General features: G+C 64.5%; 16 protein-coding genes. 14 read left to right on the top strand and 2 right to left on the bottom strand.

The genetic code is table 11. The annotated features are described in order from the left end of the window. Positions 1-163: 163 nt before the first annotated feature. From ACT53T_RS00505 to ACT53T_RS00470, 8 genes are all read left to right on the top strand, one after another. Entirely contained in the window at positions 164-2,497 is a 2,334-nt protein-coding gene (locus ACT53T_RS00505) for a DUF1549 and DUF1553 domain-containing protein (RefSeq protein ID WP_476159439.1), read from the top strand. A gap of 37 nt (positions 2,498-2,534) precedes the next feature. Then, a complete protein-coding gene (locus ACT53T_RS00500; protein WP_476159438.1) occupies positions 2,535-3,992 on the top strand; it encodes a DUF1501 domain-containing protein in 1,458 nt (485 codons plus the stop codon). Between the two features lie 139 nt (positions 3,993-4,131). Then, a complete protein-coding gene (locus tag ACT53T_RS00495) occupies positions 4,132-4,545 on the top strand; it encodes a hypothetical protein (RefSeq protein WP_018267502.1) in 414 nt (137 codons plus the stop codon). Positions 4,546-4,565: 20 nt separating this feature from the next. Continuing rightward, positions 4,566-5,456, top strand: a complete 891-nt coding sequence (locus ACT53T_RS00490; RefSeq protein ID WP_476159437.1) for a dienelactone hydrolase family protein — start codon at positions 4,566-4,568, stop codon at positions 5,454-5,456. Between the two features lie 18 nt (positions 5,457-5,474). After that, positions 5,475-6,023 (top strand): rhodanese-like domain-containing protein, encoded by a 549-nt coding sequence (locus ACT53T_RS00485; RefSeq protein WP_476159435.1) that lies wholly within the window; start codon positions 5,475-5,477, stop codon positions 6,021-6,023. A 7-nt stretch (positions 6,024-6,030) separates the two neighbouring features. Next, a complete protein-coding gene (locus tag ACT53T_RS00480) occupies positions 6,031-6,594 on the top strand; it encodes a peroxiredoxin (RefSeq protein WP_018267505.1) in 564 nt (187 codons plus the stop codon). Positions 6,595-6,625: 31 nt separating this feature from the next. Further along, positions 6,626-7,117 carry a c-type cytochrome gene (locus tag ACT53T_RS00475; RefSeq protein WP_018267506.1) on the top strand — a complete coding sequence of 164 codons (492 nt, stop codon included), beginning with the start codon at positions 6,626-6,628 and terminating at the stop codon, positions 7,115-7,117. A gap of 30 nt (positions 7,118-7,147) precedes the next feature. Further along, a complete protein-coding gene (locus tag ACT53T_RS00470) occupies positions 7,148-7,891 on the top strand; it encodes a cytochrome b/b6 domain-containing protein (protein ID WP_476159433.1) in 744 nt (247 codons plus the stop codon). A 203-nt stretch (positions 7,892-8,094) separates the two neighbouring features. Here ACT53T_RS00470 and ACT53T_RS00465 read toward each other — a convergent pair whose 3' ends face one another. Together ACT53T_RS00465 and ACT53T_RS00460 are read right to left on the bottom strand one after the other, a co-directional pair. Beyond that, positions 8,095-9,300 (bottom strand): hypothetical protein, encoded by a 1,206-nt coding sequence (locus tag ACT53T_RS00465; protein WP_476159432.1) that lies wholly within the window; start codon positions 9,298-9,300, stop codon positions 8,095-8,097. Beyond that, a complete protein-coding gene (locus tag ACT53T_RS00460; protein ID WP_476159430.1) occupies positions 9,297-11,111 on the bottom strand; it encodes a hypothetical protein in 1,815 nt (604 codons plus the stop codon). Before ACT53T_RS00460 ends, ACT53T_RS00465 begins: the two co-directional genes overlap by 4 nt. A gap of 323 nt (positions 11,112-11,434) precedes the next feature. Here ACT53T_RS00460 and ACT53T_RS00455 point away from each other — a divergent pair, with 323 nt between their 5' ends. The 6 genes from ACT53T_RS00455 (at position 11,435) to rsmA (ending at position 24,217) form a co-directional block, all read left to right on the top strand. Then, positions 11,435-12,010: an invasion associated locus B family protein gene (locus ACT53T_RS00455; protein WP_400765364.1), complete on the top strand. Its 576-nt coding sequence runs from the start codon at positions 11,435-11,437 to the stop codon at positions 12,008-12,010. Positions 12,011-12,279: 269 nt separating this feature from the next. Further along, positions 12,280-19,650 carry a hypothetical protein gene (locus tag ACT53T_RS00450; RefSeq protein ID WP_476159429.1) on the top strand — a complete coding sequence of 2,457 codons (7,371 nt, stop codon included), beginning with the start codon at positions 12,280-12,282 and terminating at the stop codon, positions 19,648-19,650. A gap of 123 nt (positions 19,651-19,773) precedes the next feature. Continuing rightward, positions 19,774-21,174, top strand: coding sequence for a M48 family metalloprotease (locus ACT53T_RS00445; RefSeq protein WP_476159428.1), 1,401 nt, complete (start codon positions 19,774-19,776; stop codon positions 21,172-21,174). A 211-nt stretch (positions 21,175-21,385) separates the two neighbouring features. Next, positions 21,386-21,874, top strand: coding sequence for a hypothetical protein (locus ACT53T_RS00440; protein ID WP_476159426.1), 489 nt, complete (start codon positions 21,386-21,388; stop codon positions 21,872-21,874). 481 nt (positions 21,875-22,355) lie between these two features. After that, the gene (pdxA, locus tag ACT53T_RS00435; protein WP_476159424.1) at positions 22,356-23,357 is read left to right on the top strand and encodes a 4-hydroxythreonine-4-phosphate dehydrogenase PdxA; all 1,002 of its coding nucleotides are present in this window, start codon (positions 22,356-22,358) and stop codon (positions 23,355-23,357) included. Then, positions 23,354-24,217 (top strand): 16S rRNA (adenine(1518)-N(6)/adenine(1519)-N(6))-dimethyltransferase RsmA, encoded by an 864-nt coding sequence (gene rsmA / locus ACT53T_RS00430; protein WP_476159423.1) that lies wholly within the window; start codon positions 23,354-23,356, stop codon positions 24,215-24,217. Before pdxA ends, rsmA begins: the two co-directional genes overlap by 4 nt. The last annotated feature ends 26 nt before the right edge of the window (positions 24,218-24,243 follow it).

Here is a 24,243-nt window from a genome sequence, read left to right as displayed (position 1 = left end):
CGATGAGAAGTTGATCTTCTTTGTAGACTTAATGGATATAGTCGCCTAAAGTCCCCCTCCAGCCACGAAGATGCGAGCGCGCAATGCGCGCCGACGGAACGCGGACGCTTCTCGCAAGCATATGACGCCTATAGGCAATAGAGAAAAACGAGGTTGCGGGCACATGACGAAGACCTTGAAACGATCCGTGATCGCAATGATGCTGAGCGCATCGGCGGCGGCTCTCGCGATCGCCGAAGAGCAGAAGGCGCCGGCGGGCGCGGCTTCTGAATCGGCGCGCGTCAGCAAGCCGCATTGGGCGTGGCAGCCGGCCTACCAGCCCTTCGCGCCGAATGTGCAGAACAAGGACTGGTCGCGTTCCTCCTTCGACGCTTTCGTGCTGTCCAAGATCGAGGCGCGCGGCCTGACGCCTTCGCCGGACGCCGATCGCGCCATCTTCATTCGCCGCGCCACTCTGGACGCCTGGGGCCTCATCCCGACGCCGGAGGAGGTCGCTGCATTCGAGAACGACAAGAGCGCGGACGCCTATGAGAAGCTTATCGACCGTCTGCTCGCCTCGCCGCGCTATGGCGAGCGTCAGGCGCGCTTCTGGCTCGATCTCGCGCGCTACGCCGACAGCACCGGCTTCCAGAACGACAATACGCGGCCGAACATGTTCCGGTATCGCGATTACGTGATCAAGGCGTTCAACGACGACAAGTCCTACGCCCAGTTCATTCGCGAGCAGATCGCCGGCGACGAGATCGCGCCCGGCGATCAGGATGTGCTGGTCGCGACCGGCTTCCTCGCCGGCTACCCGGACAACAGCAACTCGCGCGATCTGGTGCAGCGCAAATATCAGATCACGACCGATATGGTCGACACGGTCGGCCAGGCGATCCTCGGCACGACGGTCGGCTGCGCGCGCTGCCACAATCACAAGACCGACAAGTTCACGCAGAAGGACTATTATTCTCTGCAGGCCTTCTTCGCCAACACCGCCTTCGACGAGAAGGTCCCCGCCAGGAAGGGCGAGGTGGAGGCCGAGTTCCAGAAGGAGCAGGCCGTCTATAATGAGGCGACCAAGGCCATTCGCGCGCGGCAGAAGGAGATCATCGACTCCGTTCGCGAGGCCGCGCTGAAATATCATAAAGAGCGCTATCTCACCGACAGCCGCGACTCGATCTTCAAGCCGAAGGATCAGTGGAACGCGATGGACCGCTGGGTCAATCACCGTCTCGTCGCGGTGACGGACGATGCGGCGCTCGCCGGCTTCCTGCGCTACGCCGCCGACGACAAGACCGCGCCGGAGCACAGCGAGGAGATCGTCAAGAAGGCGGAAGAATATCAGAAGCTGACGCAGGAGCTGCGCAAGTTCCAGACTCTGCGCTCCAACAAGGGCTCGCTGAACTACACCGCCGCCACCGAGCTCGGCCATAGCGACGCGCCGCCCACGCATATTCTCTTCGTCGGCAATCACGAGAAGCCGCTCGACGAGGTGCAGCCGGCCTTCCCCGAGGGCATGACGACCGAGGCGCCCGACATCAAGCCGACGGCGACCTCCTCCGGCCGCCGCACGGCGCTCGCCGACTGGCTGGTGAGCGAGAAGAATCCGCTCACCGCGCGCGTTTTCGTCAATCGCGTGTGGAACCAGTATTTCGGCAAGGGCATCGTCGGCACGGTCAGCGACTTCGGCAAGGCTGGCGACAAGCCCACCAATCAGGAGCTGCTCGACCACCTCGCCTTCACCTTCGTGAAGGACGGCTGGAGCGTGAAGAAGCTGCATCGCTCCATCCTGCTCTCGGCGACCTATCGCCAGTCCTCCGATTATCGCGAGGATGTGGCCAAAGCCGATCCCGAGAACAAGCTGCTCGCCGTCTTCCCGCGCAAGCGTCTCGAGGCGGAGGAAATCCGTGACTCGATCCTCGTCGCGTCCGGCAAGCTCAATGAGAAGATCGGCGGCCCGAGCGTGTTCCCGCCCGTTCCGACGAATTTCGCCGGCGGCGGCAATTTCAATCAGGATCCCGCCTGGACCGTCTCCAAGGATCCGAAGGACTACACCCGCCGCAGCCTCTACATCTTCACGCGCCGCAGCCTGCCCTATCCGCTGCTCGAGACATTCGACATGGCGAATGCGCAGCAGATTCACAGCAAGCGCGATGTGACGACGACGCCGCTGCAGGCGCTGACGCTCTACAACAGCGAGCTCGTCTTCCAATGGTCGCAGGCGCTGGCGGGCCGCGTGATCGAGGAGGCCGGCGACAATGAGGCAGCGCAGCTCGATCGCCTCTATCTCGTGCTGTTCGGCCGCAAGCCGAGCGAGCCGGAGGTAAAGGCGCTGCACGCCTTCCTCGACCAGCATCAGAAGACGATCGCCGAGAAGGCCGAGAACGGCAAGCTCTCGATCGCGGTGCCGGTGACGACGAAGGCGCATTTCGTCGATCCGCTTCGCGCCTCCGCCTTCGTCGATCTCGTGCACACGGTCGTGAACAGCAACGATTTCGTCTACCGCTTCTAAAAGACACCACAGCAATCAGAACCGAGGGGAGCATCTCATGCTCATCAAGACATCGCGTCGCGAATGGCTGCGTAGCGCGGCCTATGGAGTGGGTGGTTTCGCTGTTTCCGGCATGATGCCGGGCGGCGGCTGGTTCGGGGTTCCCGACGCCAATGCGGCGGCCACTTTCGTCGATCCGCTGGCGCCCAAGCAGCCGCATTTTCCGGCCAAGGTGAAATCGGTCATCTGGGTGCATCTGGACGGCGCGCCAAGCACCATCGATCTCTATGACTATAAGCCCGAGCTCGAGCGCCTCGCCGGCCAGGACATTCCGGCCTCCTTCCTCGAGGGCATCAAGACCTCGACGCAGGGCGGCGTCGGCAAGCTCTTCGCCTCGAAGCGCAGCTGGAAGCAATATGGCCAGAGCGGCGCCTGGTTCTCGGATCTGCTGCCCAATCTCGCGCAGCAGGCCGACAAGCTGACCTTCGTCAAGTCCAGCGTCACGGTCGGCGCCACGCACGACATCTCGATCCTGAAGCTCAACACCGGCGATCTCTCCCCCGGCCGTCCTTCGCTCGGCGCCTGGGTCGCTTATGCGCTCGGCTCGGCCAATCCCGATCTGCCGCCCTATGTCGTGCTCTATGGCGGCCAGCGCGAGCCGCGCGCGGGCTCGGTCAATTGGAGCTCGGGCTTCCTGCCGGCGGTCTATCAGGGCACGGCCTTCCGTCCGGGCGCGCAGCCGATCCTGCATCAGGCGCCGCCGGAGCTGATCGGCCTGCAGCAGCAGCGCGAGAGCCTCGATCTGCTGCATCAGCTCAACGACATTCGCTCCGCCTCGCGTCCGCAGGACAGCGAGCTCGCCGCGCGCACCAACTCCTATGACCTCGCCTATCGCATGGAGGCGACGGCGCCGGAGGCGGTCGATCTCTCCAAGGAGACCGAGGCGACCAAGGCGCTCTACGGCCTCGACGACGAGGCGACGCGCGACATGGGCACGGTGCTGCTGCGCGCCCGCCGTCTCGTCGAGCGCAATGTGCGCTTCGTGCATGTCGTGTCCGGCCCGATCGCCGGCCTCGGCCAGGGCGACGACGCCAATTGGGACGCGCATCGCCAGCTCGAGCGCAATCACGGCGCTCATGCGCGCGCCATCGACAAGCCGGTCGCCGGCCTGCTCGCCGATCTGCAGTCGCGCGGCCTGCTCGACGACACGCTCATCGTGTGGACCTCGGAGTTCGGCCGCACGCCTTACGGCCAGAGCGGCGACGGTCGCGACCATAATCCCTGGGGCTACACCCAGTGGCTGGCCGGCGGCGGCCTGAAGCACGGCGTCACCTATGGCCGCACCGACGACCTCGGCCTCAAGACCGTCGAGAATCCGGTCGACACCTATGATCTGCACGCCACCGTGCTGCAGCTCCTGGGCCTCGATCACCTCAAGACGATCTATCTGCGCGCCGGCCGCGCCGAGCGCCCCACCGTCGTCTACGGCAAGGTCGTGAACGACATTCTCGCCTGACGATCAGACTCGGCCGGAGCCCTCGTGGCTCCGGCGCGACATGCCGATCTTGCTCGCGGCGCGGCGGCGCGCGCCGCGAGAACGAACAGGCGTGTCCTCGGCACAGCAGAAACCTCGAGGCAGGATTGCAAAAAGCGCCATGAGCCGCATCTCAGCCTATCGAAATTCTTACGCGCGTCTCGCCCTTTGCGCGATGCTGATCGCCACGCCGGCGCTGGCCGCCTTGGACCTGCGCGATTACGACGACGATCTGATGCGCGATCTCGAAAAGACGATCAAATATTTCGAGCCGGACATCACCGCGCAAAATTCGCAGGCCGCGAAAGAGGATGCGGAAGTGCTGCTCGACGGCTTCCGCTATACGGAAGACTATTTCGCCAAGCGCGGCAAGGACGACGCCGTGGCGATCTCCCGCGATGGATCGCGCCTCATCGCCGATGTCGTCGCCAAGGTCGACAAAGGCGAGTTCGACGCCGCCGCCGCCTCCGCGCGGGAGGCGACCCAAGTCTGCAAAACCTGCCACGAAATCTACAAGCCCCGACTCGCACGTTGAGAGACCCGAGGAAAAGAACCATGACGCGTAAGACCGCAAACGAGTTCCCGCCCGGAATATTGAAGCTCTTCGATCTCTTCGTGCATGGCGACATCGACCGTCGCGGCTTCGTCGAGGGCGCGAAGAAATTCGCCATCGGCGCGGCCGCCGCGACCGCCTTCCTCGACGAGCTGCTGCCGCGCTTCGCCGAGGCGGAGGTCGTCAAGAAGGACGATCCGCGCATCGTCGGCAAGACGCTCGAGGTTCCTTCGCCGGACGGCAATGGAACGGTGAAGGGCTATTTCGTTCAGCCTGTCAAAGTGGAAGGCAAGCTGCCGACCGTGCTCGTCATCCACGAGAATCGCGGCCTCAATCCCCATATCGAAGACATCGCCCGCCGCCTCGCTCTGGCGAATTTCGTCGTCTTCGCGCCGGATGCGCTGGCGCCGCTCGGCGGCTATCCGGGCGACGAGGACAAGGCCCGCGAGCTCTTCACCAAGCTCGATCAGGCCAAGACGCGCAATGATTTCATCGCCGCCTATGGCGCGCTGAAGACCTGCCCGATCGGCAATGGCAAGGTGGGCGCGGTCGGCTTCTGCTATGGCGGCGGCGTGGTCAATTTCCTCGCCACCAAGCTGCCCGACCTCGCCGCGGGCGTTCCCTTCTACGGCGCGCAGCCGCCGGCCGAGGAGGTCGCCAAGATCAAATCGCCGCTGCTCATCCAATACGCCGGCGTCGACGATCGCATCAACGCCGGCTGGCCGGCCTATGAGACGGCGCTGAAAGCCGCGCATGTCGATTATCAGGCTTTCGTCTATCCGGGCGTGCAGCACGGCTTCAACAATGACACGACGCCGCGCTTCGACGCCGCGGCGGCCGAGCTCGCCTGGAAGCGCACCGTCGATTTCTTCAATGCGCATCTGCGCGCCTGACAGAGAAAAGGAAATAGCATGAGAGCCTCGACGCTCTTTCTCGGCCTCGCGCTCGGCGTCGCCTCCACCGCGCTTCTTTCGACCGGCGCCGGCGCGCAGCAGGCGCCTGCGCCCGCCGCTCCCGTCGCCGCGGCGCCCGTCACGCCGCAGAATGATCCCGCCTACACCTACAAGACGCTTCGCCTCAATCGCGCCGCCTTCGACGCTCTGCTGGCGAAGCCCGAGGATCTTCTGGTTCTCGACATTCGCCGGCCCGACGAGCTGACCAAGGTCGGCGGCTTCCCGGTCTATCTGAGCATCCAGACCAAGGAAGTTCAGAAATATCTCTCCTATATTCCGCGTGACCGTCTCATCGTCACTGTTTCCAATCGCGCGCATCGCGCCGGCGCCGTCGGCGATATTCTCGCGGGCCTCGGCTTTCATGTCGTCGGCGCGATCGGCGTGCTCGATTATCAGGACGAGGGCGGAACTCTGACCAAGATCGCGCCGCCGGCCCCCGCCGCGACGGCCGCGGTCGCCGCTCCCACCGCCGCCCCTGCCGCGGCTCCCGCCACCGCCGCCAAGTGAGGCCAAAATGCGTAAGCTCGCGATTTTCACTGCTCTCTCGGTCGCTCTCGCGGCTGTCCCGGCCTCCGCTGCATTGAAGACGGGCGCCTCGGCGCCCGATTTCAGCGCCCAAGCCGCCATTGGCGGAAAGGACTTCGTCTTCTCTCTCGCCGAGGCGCTGAAGAAAGGCCCCGTGGTCCTCTACTTCTATCCCAAATCCTTCACGCGCGGCTGCACGATCGAGGCGCATGAGTTCGCCGAGAATTACGACAATTTCGCCGCCGCCGGCGCCTCGCTGATCGGCGTCTCCGCCGATACGATCGAGACGCAGCGCGATTTCTCGACCAAGGAATGCCGCGACAAATTCCCCGTCGCGGCGGATGCGAATTTTACCGTCATCAACGCCTATGACGCAAAGCGCGACCGCCCGACGCAGAATGGCGACACGGTTTCCGACCGCATCTCCTATGTCGTGACGCCGGACGGCAAAATCGGCTTGACCTTTGTCAGCTCGGACCCGATCAAGCATGTCTCGGAGACGCTCCAATTCGTGCGGCAATGGCAAGAGAGCCATAAAGCCGGCAAGATTTGAGCATTCAACCTCGGAATAAAAAGGGACGATCATGAGTCTGTATTCGAAGCGCTCGCTCGCTCTCCTCGGCGGCGCGCTCATCGCCGGTTGCGTCGCGCTGAATTCCGCCTCCGCGCAGGCGCCCGGCCCCACGCCGGCGAAAATCGCGGTGGAGAATCGCAAGGCGGAATTCGTGCTGATCGGCAATTTCTTCCGCTGGTTCGGCGCCGTCGCCAGAGGCAACGCCCCCTATGACGAGGCGGAGGCCAAGAAGCGCTCCGAGCGCATCGCCTATATCGCCGGCCTGCTCGACGAATCCTTCCCCGACGTCTCCAATGTCGGCGAGCCGGACAGCAAGGCGAAAGCCGAAATCTGGAAAGAGAAGGCGGAGTTCGACAAGAAGCTCGCCAAGTTCAAGGAGGACGCCCATGTCTTCGCCGATGCGATCGGCAAGGAGAAGGGCGCGACGGAAGCCTTCAAGACCGCGGTCGCCAATCTCGGCCAGGACTGCAAGGGCTGCCACGACTCCTACAAGGCGAAATAGTCAGGCCCAACGAGCGCGACGAGACGTAAGATGACGGTGATCGACAGGCCGCCCGAAACAAAGGCGGCGGACGCGCAATCGAAAGAAGAGCGTCTGGTGTGGGACTTGCCGGTGCGGCTGTTCCACTGGTCGCTCGTCGTCTCTTTCATCGGCGCCTATGTGACCAACAGGCTCGGCGTCGCCTGGTTCGACTGGCATGTCCGCTTCGGCTACGCCGTTCTCACGCTCGTCGTGTTTCGCGTGCTCTGGGGCCTTTTCGGCGCCAAGCACGCGCGCTTCGCCAGCTTCCTGCGGCATCCGCGGGAGGCGTGGCTCTATGGGCGAGGCCTGCTGCGCGGCCGCGCGCCGCTCTACGCCGGGCATAATCCGCTCGGCGCGCTGATGGTCGTCGCGCTGCTGCTCGGCCTATTGGCGCAAGCGACCATGGGCCTTTTCGCCAATGACGAGATTTTCAACGTCGGCCCCTTCGCCGGCGCGGTGAGCAAGGAGACGAGCCTGCTGCTCACCTCGCTGCACAGGAAGGGATTCTATGTGCTGGCGGCGGCCGTCTTCATTCATGTCGCGGCGGTGATCGCCTATGTGCTGGTGAAGCGCGAGAATCTCGTGCGCGCAATGGTCACGGGCTATAAGCGCGCCGAGACCGTGCATCCCAAGGACGAGATCGCCAGCTCCCGCCTGCCGCTGGCGGCGACATTGCTGCTCGTCGTCGCCATCGCCCTCGCCGCGCTCACCTCGATCGCGCCTGTGGCCAGCGCCGGCGGCGATGGGTTTTGAGGGAAGAGGTAAAGGGGGCAAAGACAAATCGCTTGTCGGCTCCTCGTAAACCGAGCGCCGATCGAGGGTGCGCCCGCAGTCGCTTTTTTTTACGAGAGTATTCTCAAATAGCTCCTACTCGGATTTCTGATAGATTGATTTCTCTTTGAGAGCCTACGCCAATCGACCGAACGGGCTCCGTTCGGATGGCAAGCGCGGCAGCTTCAGCTCGGCAACGACCTCATCAAGTATTCCCAACCGATTCGCATGCTCGCCTCGACTTCGGCGTCCATGACGTTCTTCCAGCACAAGTCGTCGGTGACCGGCTCTAATTCCGTTTTCGCCCGATCCGGTGACCCGTCGTCCAATTCCTTCCGCGTGTTGAGCCGCAGCGCTCGGAACAGGAAATATTCGGCGCACAGAATGCGCCAAAACACCGGGTGCGTGCTTGGATGAAAATTGGCAATGATTTTTGTCAGCGGCGCGAGAGCTCGCAGCAGAGTCGAATTCGGCAGGGCGAGCGCCTTCTCGAATTGTCCGAATGTGATTATCCGCCGTTTTTCACCTTCGACATCGATGAGCGCTTCCATCAAATTGTCTAGGCGGCCGAGGAACACCCCTTGCTTGATGACGCCGGAATTCGCCGAGCTATCCGCGCGGTCTCGATAATCGGGAATAGCCGGGTCGAGCGCGGCGAATTGAAAGTCCCGCGTGAACGCCCGATAGGAAGCATCGGAAAGAGCGAATGCTCGCTTGACCCAAGGATCGAGCGTCAAGTCACGATGGGTCAATTGCGTCCGCAAGAGATAGGCGATCGCGAGCGGAGCCAGCAGTTGGAACAATGTCGATCGAATATAATAGCCGCGGCCGCTGTCTTCCATGAGTTCGCCCGAAAGTGCGCCCGTCGATGCGACCAGCCGACCTTCTCGGGCTTCGCGCGCCAAGCTTATCACGCGTCCGATCGCTACTCCGGCGTTTTGTGAAAGCTGGAACAGCAATGGCTCGCATTCCTGATAGAGGCGTCTGCGAGCTTCGTACTCATAGGCGCGCCGCGCCGAAGCCGCCGATAGACGCTCCTCCTCTGATTTCGAGAAGGCGGCGAGCTGTAGATCGCCCTGCAATTTGATCGCAGCGGTGAGACGCGCGATCTCCTCGTCGCTTCGGCGCTTCAAACCGACCAGCTTCTCTTGCAGCTCGGCGTTGAAAGCAGCCATTCTCCGATCATTTGCCCGTCGCCGAAATTCATTGAAAATCAGCGCGACGAATGACAGCAGCGCACAAACGATCGAGGCTGTTGCGGCAATGATCGCCGCTTCGACCGCGGCATTCGGATTCGCCGCAGGAGCGTTCTGCGCGAATGCAGGCGTATTCAGCGACAAAGCGAGCGCCAAAATTTTGACGCTACTTCGAAAGGTTGCTTTAATGGTCACGGCTTCAACCCCGTTGATTTCATTGCTCGCGATCTCAAGGCGACGCCCTCCTTATAAATAATCGACATCGGATCGATAGAAATTTGAGGATTGCCTTTTATCGCTCCCTCGAGCAGAAGGTGGAATGGAATAAGCCTTTCAGGGTCTACATATGTATTGAGAAATTCCGCTATCGTATGTTTGGCGATCATGCTCTCGAATAATTCAATGTCTGACAGCGCCATCAGCGTCGGCGATGTTATTCGTATATTGCACAGTCGAAATTCTCCTGTCGCCTCCTGGATCGGCTCACTCGCAAAGTCCCGGATCGCGCTAGCGAACTCGCGAGCGAGAAATGGCGGAAGCGCAGGGGTGACGGCGCTCGTGTCTTGCAGCAATAGCAGCGGAACGATCGTCTCGACACCCGCGAAAAGCGCTGGGTCGTCCGGGATCATTGTCCGTTCCACGACGCCGACGATCGATCTCGCCAACTGCCCAATGCCTTTGTTGGGCTTTCCGTAGCTCGCGAGACGATCTCGGATCGCAGTGACGAACGCGGCGTCGCCATATTCCCACTGCGCCTTTTCCGGCAGCCATGCGGTCTTGCTTTCGATCATTACGAGAATCGGGCCTTCGCGAATGCATATATCGGTTATTTCGCTTTGGCCCGCTTTCGGATTCGCGACGACGATTCGCTTCGCGTCTCCCGCGCGCGTCGCCGCCGACCGCAGCAGCCGGATGACATAGCTTTCAATCGCCGCCCCGAACGACGCGAACAGCTCGGAGGCGGGAACGCCATCGGCGAGGAGACGAAACACCGGACCGAGCCACAGCTTGTCTTGCAGAAATATTCGGTCGGAAAGAACGACCGAACCACGCTTGGTGCGGACGAAAGGGCGGGCGCGCAGAGGCGCGGTGTCGAACGGAGTGTCTTTCGAAACGACCTTGTCTGTCTGACGTTCGAGCAACCGCTCGCGCAGGGCTTCTACGTTCTGCGTCTCGAGCGCGAGAAACGCTTCTAGCCGAGAACGCGCTTGGAAGGGAATGTCTTTCGCCGTCGCGATATCGAGAATGCCGAAATCCTGCATGGCGTGTCGCGGATCTGGCGCGAGATCTCCCGTCGTGAGCCGCTCGGCCAGCATGACGCAGCCGAGCCACTCGTCCAGCGACATGCCAACCAGCGATTCGAAGCGAGAAAGCCAGAGTGGATTGCGCGAAAAAAACGCGTCGCAAAGCAGCATCGCGGAACGGCCGAGGACTTGTGCATCCTTGCGGAGAAAGCCTTCTTGCATTTGAAACATTTGAGCGAATATCGGAAGGCTGTAGCTCGCCTCTGTCTCGGTCGTCCTCTCCTTATCGAGCGCCGGCCCGCTTTGCGCTTTGGCGATGCGTTCGAACGCCGCCATCCTCGCGCAGTATGACGCCCTCATCAACACCATTGGGTCCGAAAGCATCAATTCTGATTGCTCCGTATCGCGATCGTCGCCGAGCATTGCCGCCAATCTGAACAATTCGAGCAGGTCCGGCCTCTGAAAGCACGAAAGGAAGACTCCGCGTGGTCGGCCCGCGCGTTTCAGCACCGCGCGCATTCGGCGGATTTGCTCGCCAGAGAAAAAGTAAGGAGAGAGCAGGGAGTCGAACTCGTCGCGCAGGTCGCCGCAGATCGAACGCAGAAGATTCAATCGCGCGCACCAGACAAGCAAAGCCGACTGATCGACAGTGGATATGCTTTCGATGATTTCCTGGTGAGGATCGCTGCCTGGTTCGGGGAAAAACAAGAGGAATGGCGCTTTCGCCAATTGAGCCAGAGGGATATCTTTTTTTGCTTCCATATCGGCCGTCTCTGCCTTGGAGCCATTTCGAATGCAGGCTGAAATTCGATGATTTATTATGAGCGCGTGCACATAGCTCGCCTACTGTGTCGTCGGGGCGAGACGAGGTCGATCGAGACGTACGCCTGACGATAATATATTTTTGGTCTCGATACTATTTCTTCTTTCTATCGTCTCGAAGACGAGGTTCGCGTCATACAATGGGCGGCAGGGTAGGCCGACGAGCGACATGCCGCTCATCTGAGCTTGAGGCCGGGCGTTCGCTGGGGTACTCAGTGGCCGCGATCCGCCAATCCGATCGTCTTCGCGCGTCGAGGCTCGTCATGGCTCGTCCTATCGCATCGGCTCTCGTCCTGCTTCTGCAGATTTCCGTCGCTCATGCGCTGGATCGGCCGAGCGCGCCCGCGCGTGCGGCGGCTCCGGCGAAGGCGCCCGCGGCGGCTCCGGCGGGAGAGGCGCCGCGCGTGTTCGGCGATTGGCAGCTGCGTTGTCTCGCGGCCGGCGGCGCGCAGGCGGCGCATCGCAGCTGCGAGATTTTGCAATCCGTGCTGGTCAAGGACAAGAGCGCGACCATCGCGGAGATCGCCTTCGGCAAGCCGGATGCGGCGCAGGCCCTCGCTATGACGATCGTCGTGCCGGTCGACGTCGCCTTTCACGCGGCGCCTCGCGTGACGGTGAGCGACGCCGATCCGCAGCCGCTCGATCTCGTCTGGCGGCGCTGCGCCGCGGCGGGATGCTTCGCCAGCGTTCCGCTCGGAGAGCCGATCCTCGCCCGCTGGCGGGCCTATGACGGAATGGGGCGCATCGCCTTCAAGAGCGCCGCCGGGCAGGATGCGGCGTTGCCAATATCGTTTCGCGGGCTCGCGCAGGCGCTGGATGCGCTGGCGCGGGAGCATTGACGATCTGTGGCATAATTGCCACAGCCATCGAAATTCGCCGAGCGCCAGACAAAAAACAGAAATTCATAGAAACACTTAAGTAATTCACTTAGTGGGCGTTTCCGCCCGCTGCGCAGCCGCGCCGCGCGCTAGACGCGCAGCTGTGGCCTTGCCGCTCTCGCCGATCGAAAATAGAAATCGCAGAACTGGAAATGCGCGAGTCGGCCCATGTCGGCCTCGCTCGACGTGATTTTGTCGTTTGAATTTCGACGAGTTTTGGAGACTAGCGAATGACCCGTTCGTCCGGCCGTCGCGGCGATGCCGTGCGCTCCTCTTTTTCGAGCCTTTCGATCGGCAATTCTCACAGGGGTGGGCTTCTGCTCGGCGTGTCGGCGCTCAGCATCGCGCTTTCCATGGGCCTGTCACCAGCGCAAGCGCAGCAGGCCGGTGGCGCGGGCGGCAATCCAGGCGGCGGAACGGCGGGAACGACCAACGCCGCGGGCGTCGGGACGGCGGGCGGCAATGCGACCAACGCCGCGGGCGGCGGCGGTGGCGGTGGCGTCAACGCCAAAGGCGGCGCGGGCGGCGGCGGCGCGGCGGGCGGCGTGGCCCCGGGCGGCGCCGGAGCGAATGGCGCGGCCAATCAAGGCGGCGGCGGCGGCGCGGGCGCCGCGACGCTCTTGACGACCGGCGCCAGCGGGACCGTCGTCGGCAACGCGGCGGGCAACCCAGGCGGCGCTGGCGGGGCCAGCGGCGCTGGAACGGGCTCCGGCGGCGGCGGCGGCGCGGGCGGCAATCTTCTCAATTTGACGGGCGGTCCCGGCGTGGCCGACGGTATCGCCATCGGCGCGACGGCGACCGGCGGGGCCGGCGGGGCGGGTGGCTCCGCGACCGGGACCTCCGGCAATGGCGGCGCGGGCGGCGGCGGCGGCTCGGCCTTTCTGTTCACTGGCTCCGGAGCCAGTGGAAACGTCATTGGCGCGGCTGTCGGCGGCGCGGGCGGCGCGGGCGGCAACAGCGGCTCTCTCTTCGGCAATGGCGGGGCCGGCGGCGCTGGCGGAACGGCGATTTCCGCTACGGGCGCGCTGACGAGTCTGATCAACGCCGGCTCGATCACCGGCGGCGCCGGCGGCGGCGGCGGAACCACGGTGAGCGGCGTCGGCGGAGCGGGCGGCGCCGGGGGCGCCGGCGTCTCGGCCATCGCCGGTGGGGCCATCATCAATTCGGGAACCATCACGGGCGGCGCGGGCGGGACCGGAGCCAATGGCGCGAGCGCGGGCGATGGCGGCGCCGGTCTCGCCGGCTCTGGCCTGACGATCGCCAATTCCGGCTCGATCGCCGGTGGCGCGGGGAAATCGGTCGGCCCCGCGCTCGATCTGTCGAAAACCAATCGCCTCACCACTCTGGGCGCGGGCAGCCTCACCGGCGATATTCGCGCCAATGGCGGAACGTTGACGCTCGACCAGACGGTCGCCGGCGCCGGCAACGCCGCTTATGCGAATAAGATCGTCGATACGGGCGGCAGCCTCAATGTCGTCGTCGACGCCGGCGCCCATGCGGTCACGCTGAGCAACGCCGGCAATAATCAGTTCCAGACGCAGGTGAAGAGCGGAACGCTCTCGGTCGCCAATGTGGGGGCGCTCGGCGGCGGCAATCTCTCGCTGGTCATCGGTGGCCAGACCTCGCCGGCTTTCGAGCTCGCGGCGGGCGCGGGCGCGCAGACGCTCACTCAGACCGTCTCGATCAACGCCGGTGTCGCCGGAACCTTCGGAGCCGGCGCAGGCTCGACTTTGACCATCGCGCCCGGCGCGGGCAAGCAGCTGAATTTGACAGGCGGCGCCGGGACGGCGCTGCATTTCGGATCGGCGGTCGACACGGGAACCGTGGTTCTCGCGCCTGCGGCGGCGTCGATCGACGTCAACAGCGCCGCCTCGGTGGACGGTGGGACGCTACGGCTCGGCAGCGCGTCCGGCGGCGGCGCGGCGATCTCGCTCCTCAAAGGCGGTCTCAACGTCGGCAAGGATGCGGCCACCACGGCGACGCTGGACGCCAATGGCGTCGATTTCACCGCGAATAATCTGACCGGCTCGTCCAAGGGCGTCATCACCAGCAATGGCGCCGGCCTCGCCACGGTCACGACCCGCAACACCGCGGCCACCACCTATTCCGGCGTGATCCAGGACGGCGCAGGCCAAGTTGCGCTCAATGTGCAGGGTTCGGGCGGCACGACATTGACGCTCGTCGGAAACAACACTTACACCGGCGCGACCAATGTCGCGGCCGGTCAGACGCTGAAGGCCGGGGTCGCTAACGCCTTCAGCCAAGGGAGCGCGACGACTGTCGCGGGAACGCTGGACCTCGGCGGGGCCGGCGTCACGCAGAATATCGACACCGTCAATCTAAATGGCGGCCGCATTCGCAATGGGGGCTTGACGAGCGCCAATGGCATTTCTTCTGCGGGCGGCTTCGTCGAGAGTGTCTCCGGCTCCACCGGTCTGACGACGATTGCGGGCGTCACCAATCTCGAAGGCGCCAACGCTTATTCCGGCGCCACCTCGGTCAACGCCGGAACGTTGCGGCTGAACAGCGCTACTGGCCTCAGCGCCAATAGCGCGCTCACCGTCAATGCGGCTGGGACCTTCGATCTCAACGGATTCAACGCCACTGTTTCCGGCGTCGGCGGGCAGGGAACCGTCACCACCAATGGCGGCGCCTCGAAGCTGACCTTCGGCCTCGGCGCGGATTCGACCTTCGCGGGCCAGTTGCGCGACGGCTCCGGTCAATTGTCGACACAGGTCTCCGGCGGCAAGACGCTGACGGTCACGGGGCAGAATATCTATTCGGGAACGACTCAGATCGACGGCGGCTCCGGCCTCACGGTCGCGGCGGGCGGCGCCCTCGGCACGGCCGCCAATCATGCGGGCGGGATCAATGTCGATGGAACGTTGCTGATCAAGACCGGCGGCGCGGTCGATACGGGAGCCAATAATCTCACCAATCAGGGGACCGTCACCATAGAGGCGGGCGGCCGCCTCACCGATGATCTCGTCAATAGCGGCGTCGTCAATAATTCGGGCCTGACGACGGCCAATCTCCAGAACAATGCGACCGGCGTCGTGACCAACAAGGCTCCGACCGGCGTTTGGCAGGGCAATGTCGTCGCCAATAGCGGCGCGATCGTCAATGAGGCGGGCGCCAATTGGATCGGCAATGTCAACGCCGGCGCCAATACGGGCTCCATCGATAATCGTGGCGTCTGGACCGGCAATGTCGCCAATAATCTCGGCCAGCTGACGAATAGCGGAACGATCAGCGGGACGGTCGCGAATTCCGGGACCTTCTCCAATCTCGTCGGCGGCGTCGTCGCGGGCCAGCTGACCCAGTCGGCGGGAACGGCGACCAACGCCGCCGGCGCGACGATCAGCGGCGGCGTCAATGTGACGGGCGGAACATTCGCGACGCAAGGCGTCGTCAATGGCGGGCTGACCAATTCGGGAACGACCAATGCGCAGGGGACGATCAATGGAATCGTCAACAATCTCGCTGGAGCGTTCAATGTCACCGGCGATCTGAAGACCGACTCGGTGCAGAATTCGGCCGGCGCGACGGTCGATATAAAGGCGGGAACGACGAGCGGCGCCGCGGGCGTCTTGTCGGTCAATAACGCCGGCAATCTCTTCGTGCGCAATGGCGCGACGCTCACGGCGCTCGGCGGTGTGACCAATTCCGGCGCGCTCACCGTCGATCAGGGCGGCAAGGTCAATGACGCGCTCACCAATACGGGCGTCGTCAACAATTCCGGCGCCTATAATGGCGATCTCATCAACTCCGGCGCCGCGGCGGTCGTGACCAACAAGTCCACGGGCGTTTGGACCGGCAATGTCCTGTCCAACACGACCGGCGCGCAGATCGTCAATCAAGGCTCCTGGGTCGGCGACGCCGCCAACGCCAGCGGGACGATCGACAATCAGGCGACATGGACCGGCGCCGTCACCAATGGCGCCGGCGGAACCTTCAAAAATTCCACCGCGGCTTCCAAGCTCAGCGGCCCGCTGACCACATCGGGGACGGCGACCAACGCCGGCGCGCTCAATGGCGGCGCGCTGGTTCTCGCCGGAACGCTGAATTCGACGGGAACGATCAATAATGGCGCGACCGTCACGGGCGGAACGCTGACGACGAGCGGAACCGTCAATGGCGGCCTCGTCAATGGCGTCGCCGGCACGGTGTTCGCCGCGGGCGCGATCAATGGACAGATCGACAATAGCGGCAAATTCACGCTGACGGGCGCGCTCGCCAATAATGGCTCGACCGTCAACAACAACGCCGGCGCGACGCTCGACGTCAATTCGAACAGCTTCACCAACATAGGCGCGCTGAACAATAATGGCGCGATCACCATCGCCGGCGGCAGCCTCGCGGTGAATGGAACGCTCACGCAGGTTGCGGGCACGATTCAGAACGCCGGCGGCGCGATCGCCGCCAATGCGATCGCCGAGACCGGCGGCCTCATCGCCAATAGCGGGACCATCGGCGCGACGACGAATTTCGCGGTCAATGGCGGCGTTCTGACGAATAACGCCGGCGGCGTGGTGACGGCCGCTGCGCTCACCGTGGGCGCCGGTGGAACGATCAATAATAATGCGACGATCACCTCGGCCGCCGCGATTCAGAACGCCGGCCTCGTCAACAACAACAATGGCGGAACGCTGAATGGCGGCCTCGTCAATACGGGGACGCTCAACAATAACGCCGGCGCCATCCTCAATGGCGGGCTGACCAATAGCGTGACGGCGACCAATGGCGGAACCGTCAATGGCGGCGTCGCCAATAGCGGCTCCTTCACCACGACGGGCGCCGTCAATGGCGGGCTGACCAACGCCGCGGCGGGCGTCACGAAAGCGGCCGGCTCCATCGCCGGCGGCGTGACCAATACAGGTTCCTTTACCGTCACCGGCGCGCTCGCCAATGGCGCGGGCAATTTCGCCAATAATGGCGCGGGAACGCTCGTCGTCTCCGGCGGCGATTACACGGGCGTCGGCGCGCTGACCAACAGCTCGACCGCCGCGACCGGCGTTTCTGTGTCGGCGGGCCGCACGCTTTCGGCGGCGAGCGTGACCAACGCCGCTGGCGCGACCATCGCCAATCTCGGAACTCTCGGCTCCGGCGCGACGATTCAGAACGCTGGAACCTTCAACAATTCCGGCGCCGTCACCGGCGGCTTGAACAATGCGGGCGCCTTCAATCAGCTCGCCGGCTCGCTCACCGGCGGACTGACGAATAGCGGAACGGCCAATGTCGCCGGCTCGCTCGCCGGCGGCGTGGCCAATACGGGCTCCTTCACCGTGACGGGCGCGCTCGTCAATGGCGCAGGGAGCTTCGCCAATAATGGCGCCGGGACGCTGTTCGTCACCAGCGGCGACTACACGAATATCGGCGCCTTCGTGAACAGCTCCACGGCGGCCACGGGCGTTTCCATCGCGGTCGGCCGCACGCTGAGCGCGACTGGCGTGACCAACAATGCCGGCGCGACGATCGTCAACGCCGGAACGCTGGCGTCCACTGGGGCGGCGATCCAGAACGCGGGAACGCTGACCTCGACGGGCGCGCTCACCGGCGGGTTGAGCAATACGAACATCGCCAATGCGGCCGGCTCGATCGCCGGCGGCGTCGCCAATACGGGAACATTCACCGTGACCGGCGCGCTCGCCAATGGCGGCGGCGATTTCGCCAATAGCGGCGCGGGGACGCTCGCCGTCTCCGGCGGCGATTACACGGGCGTCGGCGCGCTGACCAACAGCTCCGCCGCCGCGACCGGCGTGACGATCGCCTCCGGCCGCACGCTCTCGGCGACCAGCGCGACGAACAGCGCCGGCTCGACCATCGCCATCAACGGCGGCGCGCTGCTGACGACCAATGGCTTCGTCAATCAGGGCAAGGTCAACGCCGCGGGAGCCATCGGCGGCGGCGTGACCAATACGGGAACATTCAATGTCACCGCCGCGCTCGCCAATAATGGCGGCAAATTCGACAATAACGGCAATGGCGCGCTGATCGTCGGAGCGGGCGACTACACGAATATCGGAACGCTGACCAACAGCTCCGCCGGCGACGCCACGGCCGGCGCGCAATTCCAGGGCATTGGCGTGTCGCTCGGCCATGGCCGCACACTCGGCGCGACCAGCGTCGTCAATAATGCGACCATCGCGCTCGGCGACCGCACGACCAATACGACGGTCAATTCCGTCATCGCCGGCAATCTCACCAATAATGGAACGCTCGATCTCGCGGCCGCCAATCAGGTGGTCGCCAATGGCGCGACGGCGGCCGCGCTCGCCAACAGCCTCACCGTCAACGGCGGTTATGTCGGCGGCGGCGTGCTGAATGTGGCGGCGCGCTTCAACGATCTCGGCGGACAGCGGGCCGGCGAGCTGCTCGTCAATGGCGCGGGCTCCGGCAATGTGACGACGGTGATCGTCAATCCGTTCCTGAACAGCACCGGCTTCTTCGCCAGCCCGATTTTGATCGCCAAGACCAATCCGGGCTCGACATCGACCTTCCAGCTCGGCAACGCCACCACGCCGATCGGCGCTGCGCAGGCGCTCAACACGGGTCTGGTGAGCTTCAACCTGCAGCAGCTCAGCCCCGGCCAATGGTATCTCGTCCCCAATCTCGACACTGGAGCGCTGTCGGCGATCGGCGGCAGCGTCGCCTCCGCGATCAGCTCGGCGACGACGGGCTTTTTCCAGAGCGCCTCGGCCTTCGTGCAGTCGCGGCCGGACGCCAAGCCCAACGCCGTCGATTTCGGAATTTGGACGCGCGCCGCGGTCGGCCGGTCCGATCTCGCGAGCTCCTCGAGCGCGCCGACGGCCGCGGGCGGGACGGCCATCACCAATGAGAAGACGCGCACGCTCTACAGCGGCTATCAGGTCGGCCTCGACGCCTCGCTCTCCAATATCGAGAACACGCAGATCAACCTCCACACCGGCGTGATGGCGGGCCAATATCTCTCCAATTCCTACGATCTCCTCGGCTCCGGCACGAGGACGCGGTTCGACGTGCCTTTCGTGGGCGTCTATGCGGTGGCGACCGGCTTCGGCTTCTTCGCCGATGTGCAGTTCCGTCACGACTTCTGGAACGCGGACATCACCAATTATCGCGCCGGCCTCAACGAGACGCCGCTGCAGGGCCGCGGCTGGGCGGGCTCCGCCTCGCTCGGCTATCATTGGGATCTGCCCAATGATTGGTTCATCGAGCCCTCGGCCGCGATCAATGTCACCAGCGTCGATTTCGATCGGCTGCAGGTGGCGGCGGGCACGACGCCGGCCTATCTCGCGCTCGACACGGTGCGCTCGACCCTCGGCCGCGTCGGCCTGCGGGCGGGAACCTCCTTCGTCATCGACAATAAATACGCCTTCCAGCCCTTCGCCTCGGTCAGCGGCTGGAACGAGTTCGAGACCAGCCTGAAGGAGACGTTCCAGCAGAACGTCACTTATGTGCCGATCACCGTGTCGCGCTCCGGCGCTTTCGCGCAATTCGGCCTCGGCGTCTCGGCGCAGATCATCGACACGGGCTGGGTCGGCTTCCTGCGTGGCGATTATCGCACCGGCGAGAAGCTGACCGGCGCGGCGCTCAATGGCGGCGTGTCCTATCGCTTCTGAGCGGCCGCGCCGTTTCTCGCGCGCGGCGGAAGGACGGCCTTCTGCCGCGGGACGCTTTCTCGCGACAGCTCGGCTGTGACAGGGCTGTTTGCTTTCCGTCCCCGCTTACGCCACTCTTTGCCCATGGATCGCAAAAGCAGCGGCAAGCGGCGGACGCTTCTCACCGGTCTCCTGATTTTCGCGCTCTGCGCGCCCGCGCGCGCGGAGGATGACGGTCCGCATGTGTCGATCATCCGCGACGCGGAGATCGAGCAATTATTGCGGGACTACACCGCCCCCGTGCTGAAGGCGGCGGGGATTCACAGCGAGGCGGCCAAGATCATTCTGGTCGGCGACCGCTCCTTCAACGCCTTCGTCGCCGACGGACAAAAGATCTTCATCAACACCGGCGCGCTGATGGAGGCGAAGACGCCCAATGAGATCATCGGCGTCCTCGCGCATGAGACCGGCCATATCGCCGGCGGCCATTTGGCGCGCGGGCGGCAGGAGCTCGCCAAGGCAACCATCCTCTCCGTCGCCGGAATGCTGGCCAGCGCCGGCGCCATGGTCGCCGCGCGCGGCGCGTTCAATCGTCGCGACGGGCAGGTGGGCATGGATTCGGCCGGCGCCGCCGGAGTTTTGCTCGGCCCGCAGGAGGCGGTGAAGCGCTCGCTGCTCGCCTATCAGCGCGGCGAGGAGCAGGCCGCCGATCGCATGGCGGTGCGCTTCCTCACGGCGACGCATCAATCCGCCAAGGGCATGCTGGAAGTGTTCAACCGTTTCGCCAGCGAATCCTTGTTCAAGACGACGGCGATCGACCCATATCTGCAATCGCATCCGCTGCCCAATGAGCGCATCTCCAATCTCGATTGGGCGGCCAAGCAGTCGCCCTATTTCGATGTCCCGGATTCGCCGGCGCTGCAGGCGCGTCACGATCTGATGCGCGCCAAGCTCGTCGGCTTCATGGGCAATTCCGGCGAGGCGGCGCGGCGCTATCCGATCTCCGATCTTTCGCTGCCGGCGCGCTACGCCCGCGTCATCGCCGACAATCGCTTCGGCCGGCTGGAGGATGCTTTGCGCGGCGCCGACGCGCTCGTCGCGGCCGATCCGAAGAACCCGTACTTCTGGGAGCTGAAAGGGCAGATTTTGCTGGAGGCCGGCCGCGCCAATCAGGCCATCGCGCCTTTGCGCAAGGCGGCGGCCATCGCCGGGCCGGCGGCGACGCCGATCCGCGTGCTGCTCGGCCATGCGCTGGTCTCGGCCGACGATCCCAAGCTGCTGAACGAGGCGGTGAGCGTGCTCGCCAACGCCACGCAGCGCGACGAGGACAGCGCCGACGCCTGGGAGTTTCTGTCCATGGCCTATTTCCGCAAGGGCGAGAACGCCAAGGCGCAGCTCGCGGCGGCCGAGGGCCTCTTCGTCGCCGGCAAATATGTCGAGGCGCGCACGCAAGCGACGCGCGCCCAGGCGCAGTTCAAGGAAGGCACGCAGGGCTGGCTGAAGGCGGACGATATATTGACCTATCGCCCGCCGGGGAGCGAGTGAGGCGATCGACGCAGGATTTTTTCGACCGGGACATCGGCATGCCGAGGGCGGATAGCGGGTCGATTTGAATTTCGCCAATGCGTCAGAAGCAGCCCTTTCAACAGCGCCACTCGATAGCTATCTTGCCAAGCGCCGACGGCGCTGGCTGGTACGAAACTCGAGAACTCTAAACTTGGCACAGCGCGCGCCGACGTGTGTCAGTTCCGGGTAGATGATGGACGGCGATCCAGCAGGACAGAAGGCCAGACGCTTCTTAGAGTTTCTAACGCACGACGATCATGTGCGCGGCGTTGTCAGATTCGTGTTCGGCGCCGTGGGCTTGGTCGTCTTCAACGCGCTTATCGGTCTGTTCGATCCATATCGAACCATTGACGCTCGCATCACGAAAGCGGAACAGCTGTGCGACTACTACCGCCCAAAAATTAAGAATGGCTGGCCAGAAGAGCGGTATCACAAACCCGTGCCGCCGGGCTCGATCCCCTGCGACTCGGCCAGTGAGCGCGAACTTGATCGAACATCCGAATTTCCGGTCAAGAGACATTTTGTAATGTTCGTCGAGTACGTGTCGCCCGCCGACGGAAAAAACTATTCGCAGCGCATTCAGATTCCAGCGGAACGACTGTCGCCGAATTTTAAACCTGGCATGACGATTCGGGTGTCTGCCTCGACGACCGATCCGTATTCGGTGCGTGGCCAGTAACAGGTCCTTTTCCGAGTCAATTTTGAATGTGAGATGGTCGTTCTGCCTTCGTTGATCTCGTTGTCGCTCGTCTGGCTTGGGCGAAACTTCTCGTCGATGTGGCGGTGGAGGAGGCCGCGGCCGGCGGAGCAACGACGCTGGACGAGCATCTCTCGCAACTCGACGCTTTGGTCCGCGCCGAGGCGTGCTGAAGGCGCGTCTCTTTGTCGCGTGAAAGGCCCGAGGTCGCGCGAAAGAGCCATGTCGATCTGGCGAGAGTTCTCGCTTATCTCGACGGCGTCGCCGAACCTCCGACTGTCGGCAAACACCGCAGCGTCTTTGAACCCTCTACCGGCGGCTCGCCGATCATCCCGCGACGCGGAACCGCATTGAGCGGATAGGGGTGGTTTCGCCTTTCGTCGTGATCTATCGGTATCTCGAAGGCCAGGACTTCGTGACCGCGGGAAGGTTTCGCCCGCGCAAGACTCGGGACGACGATAAAGTGACCACGCTTCCCCTCGCGCTCACCCAGGGCGACCCTTCCGGCATCGGCCCGGAGCTGACGTTGAAGGCTTATGCCGCGCGCGCGGCGCGGGCTCTGCCGCCCTTCTTCGTGCTCGCCGATCCGGCGCAGCTCGCGCGGACGGCGGCGGCGCTCGGGCTCGAGATCGCGCTGCGCGAGGTCGCGCCGGAGGGGGCGGCGGCGGTTTTCGACTCGGCGCTGCCAGTCGTCCCGCTCGGGCTCTCGGTTCGTGGCGCTCCGGGCGCGCCCGAGCCTGCCGACGCCGCGGCGACGATCCTCTCCATAGAGCGAGCCGTCGAGCCGGTCGCGGAGGGGAAAGCGCGCGCGCTCGTCACCAATCCGATCGCCAAAAATGTGCTCTACGCCGCCGGCTTCGCGCATCCGGGCCATACGGAGTTTCTGGCCGCGCTGGCGGAGCGGCGCTACGGTCGCCGCTTCCGCCCGGTGATGATGCTCTATTCGGAAGAGCTCGCCGTCGTTCCGGCGACGATCCATGTGGCGCTCGCCGAGGTTCCGCGCCTGCTGACCCGCGAGCTGCTGGTGGAGACGGGCGTGATCGTCGCCGCCGATCTTTCCTCCCGCTTCGGCCTCGCTTCGCCGCGCCTGGCTTTCGCCGGCCTCAACCCGCACGCCGGCGAGAGCGGCGCCATGGGCCGCGAGGAGATAGACGTGATCGCCCCCGCCATCGCGGAGCTGCGGGCGCGGGGGATAGACGCCACCGGCCCGCACCCGGCCGATACGATGTTCCACGCCGCCGCCCGCGCGCGCTATGACGTCGCCATCTGCCCGACGCATGACCAGGCGCTGATCCCCATAAAGACGCTGGCCTTCGATCGCGGCGTCAATGTCACGCTCGGCCTACCCTTCGTGCGCACATCGCCGGACCATGGCACGGCTTTCGACATCGCCGGCAAGGGCGTCGCCGAGGCGACGAGCCTCATCGAGGCGATCCGCCTCGCCGACCGAATGACGGCGCGATGATCGACGATCTGCCGCCATTGCGCGAGGTGGTCGCGCGCCATGGGCTCATGGCCAGCAAGGCGCTCGGCCAGAATTTCCTCTTCGATCTCAATCTCACCGCCCGCATCGCCCGGGCCGCCGGGCCGCTCGAAGGCGCCACGATCATCGAGATCGGACCGGGGCCCGGCGGCCTCACCCGCGCGCTGCTCGCCGAAGGGGCGGGGCGCGTCATTGCGGTGGAGCGCGACGCGCGCTGCATTCCGGCGCTGCGCGAGATAGAGGCGCGCTATCCAGGCCGCCTCGTCATCATAGAGGGCGATGCGCTGGCGCTCGATCCGGCGGAGCTGGCGCGGCTGCATGGGCTCGGCGGGCCGGCGCGCATCTGCGCGAATCTTCCTTACAATATCGCCACCGAGCTGCTGGCGCGCTGGGTCGAGGCGGAGCCTTGGCCTTCGGTGTTCGACCGCTATGTGCTGATGTTCCAGCGCGAGGTCGCCGAGCGCATTGTCGCGACGCCGGCGCAGCGCGCCGATTATGGCCGTCTCGCCGTGCTCTGCGGATGGCGGACGCGCGCGCGCATTTTGTTCGACCTCTCGCCCTCGGCCTTCACGCCGCCGCCCAAGGTGACGTCCTCCGTCGTGGAGCTCGTTCCCAACGCCTCGCCGCTCTCCTGCGATCCGAGGCTCTTGTCGCAGGTGACGCGCGCGGCCTTCGGCCAGAGGCGCAAAATGCTGCGTCAGAGCCTGAAGTCGCTGCCGAAGCCGGGCCTCGACGTCGCCGCTCTGCTGGCGCGGGCGGGCATAGAGGAGACGCGCCGCGCCGAGGAGATCGACATCGGCGGATTCGTCGCATTGGCGGAGGCTCTGGCTGTCCTATCTTGACTCTGCGGCGCCTGTTTTCGAGGAGC

The organism is Methylosinus sp. DMC45, from assembly GCF_056313885.1.
The sequence above is the reverse complement of the archived record's forward strand: the minus strand, read 5'-3'. Positions and strand labels throughout refer to the sequence as shown.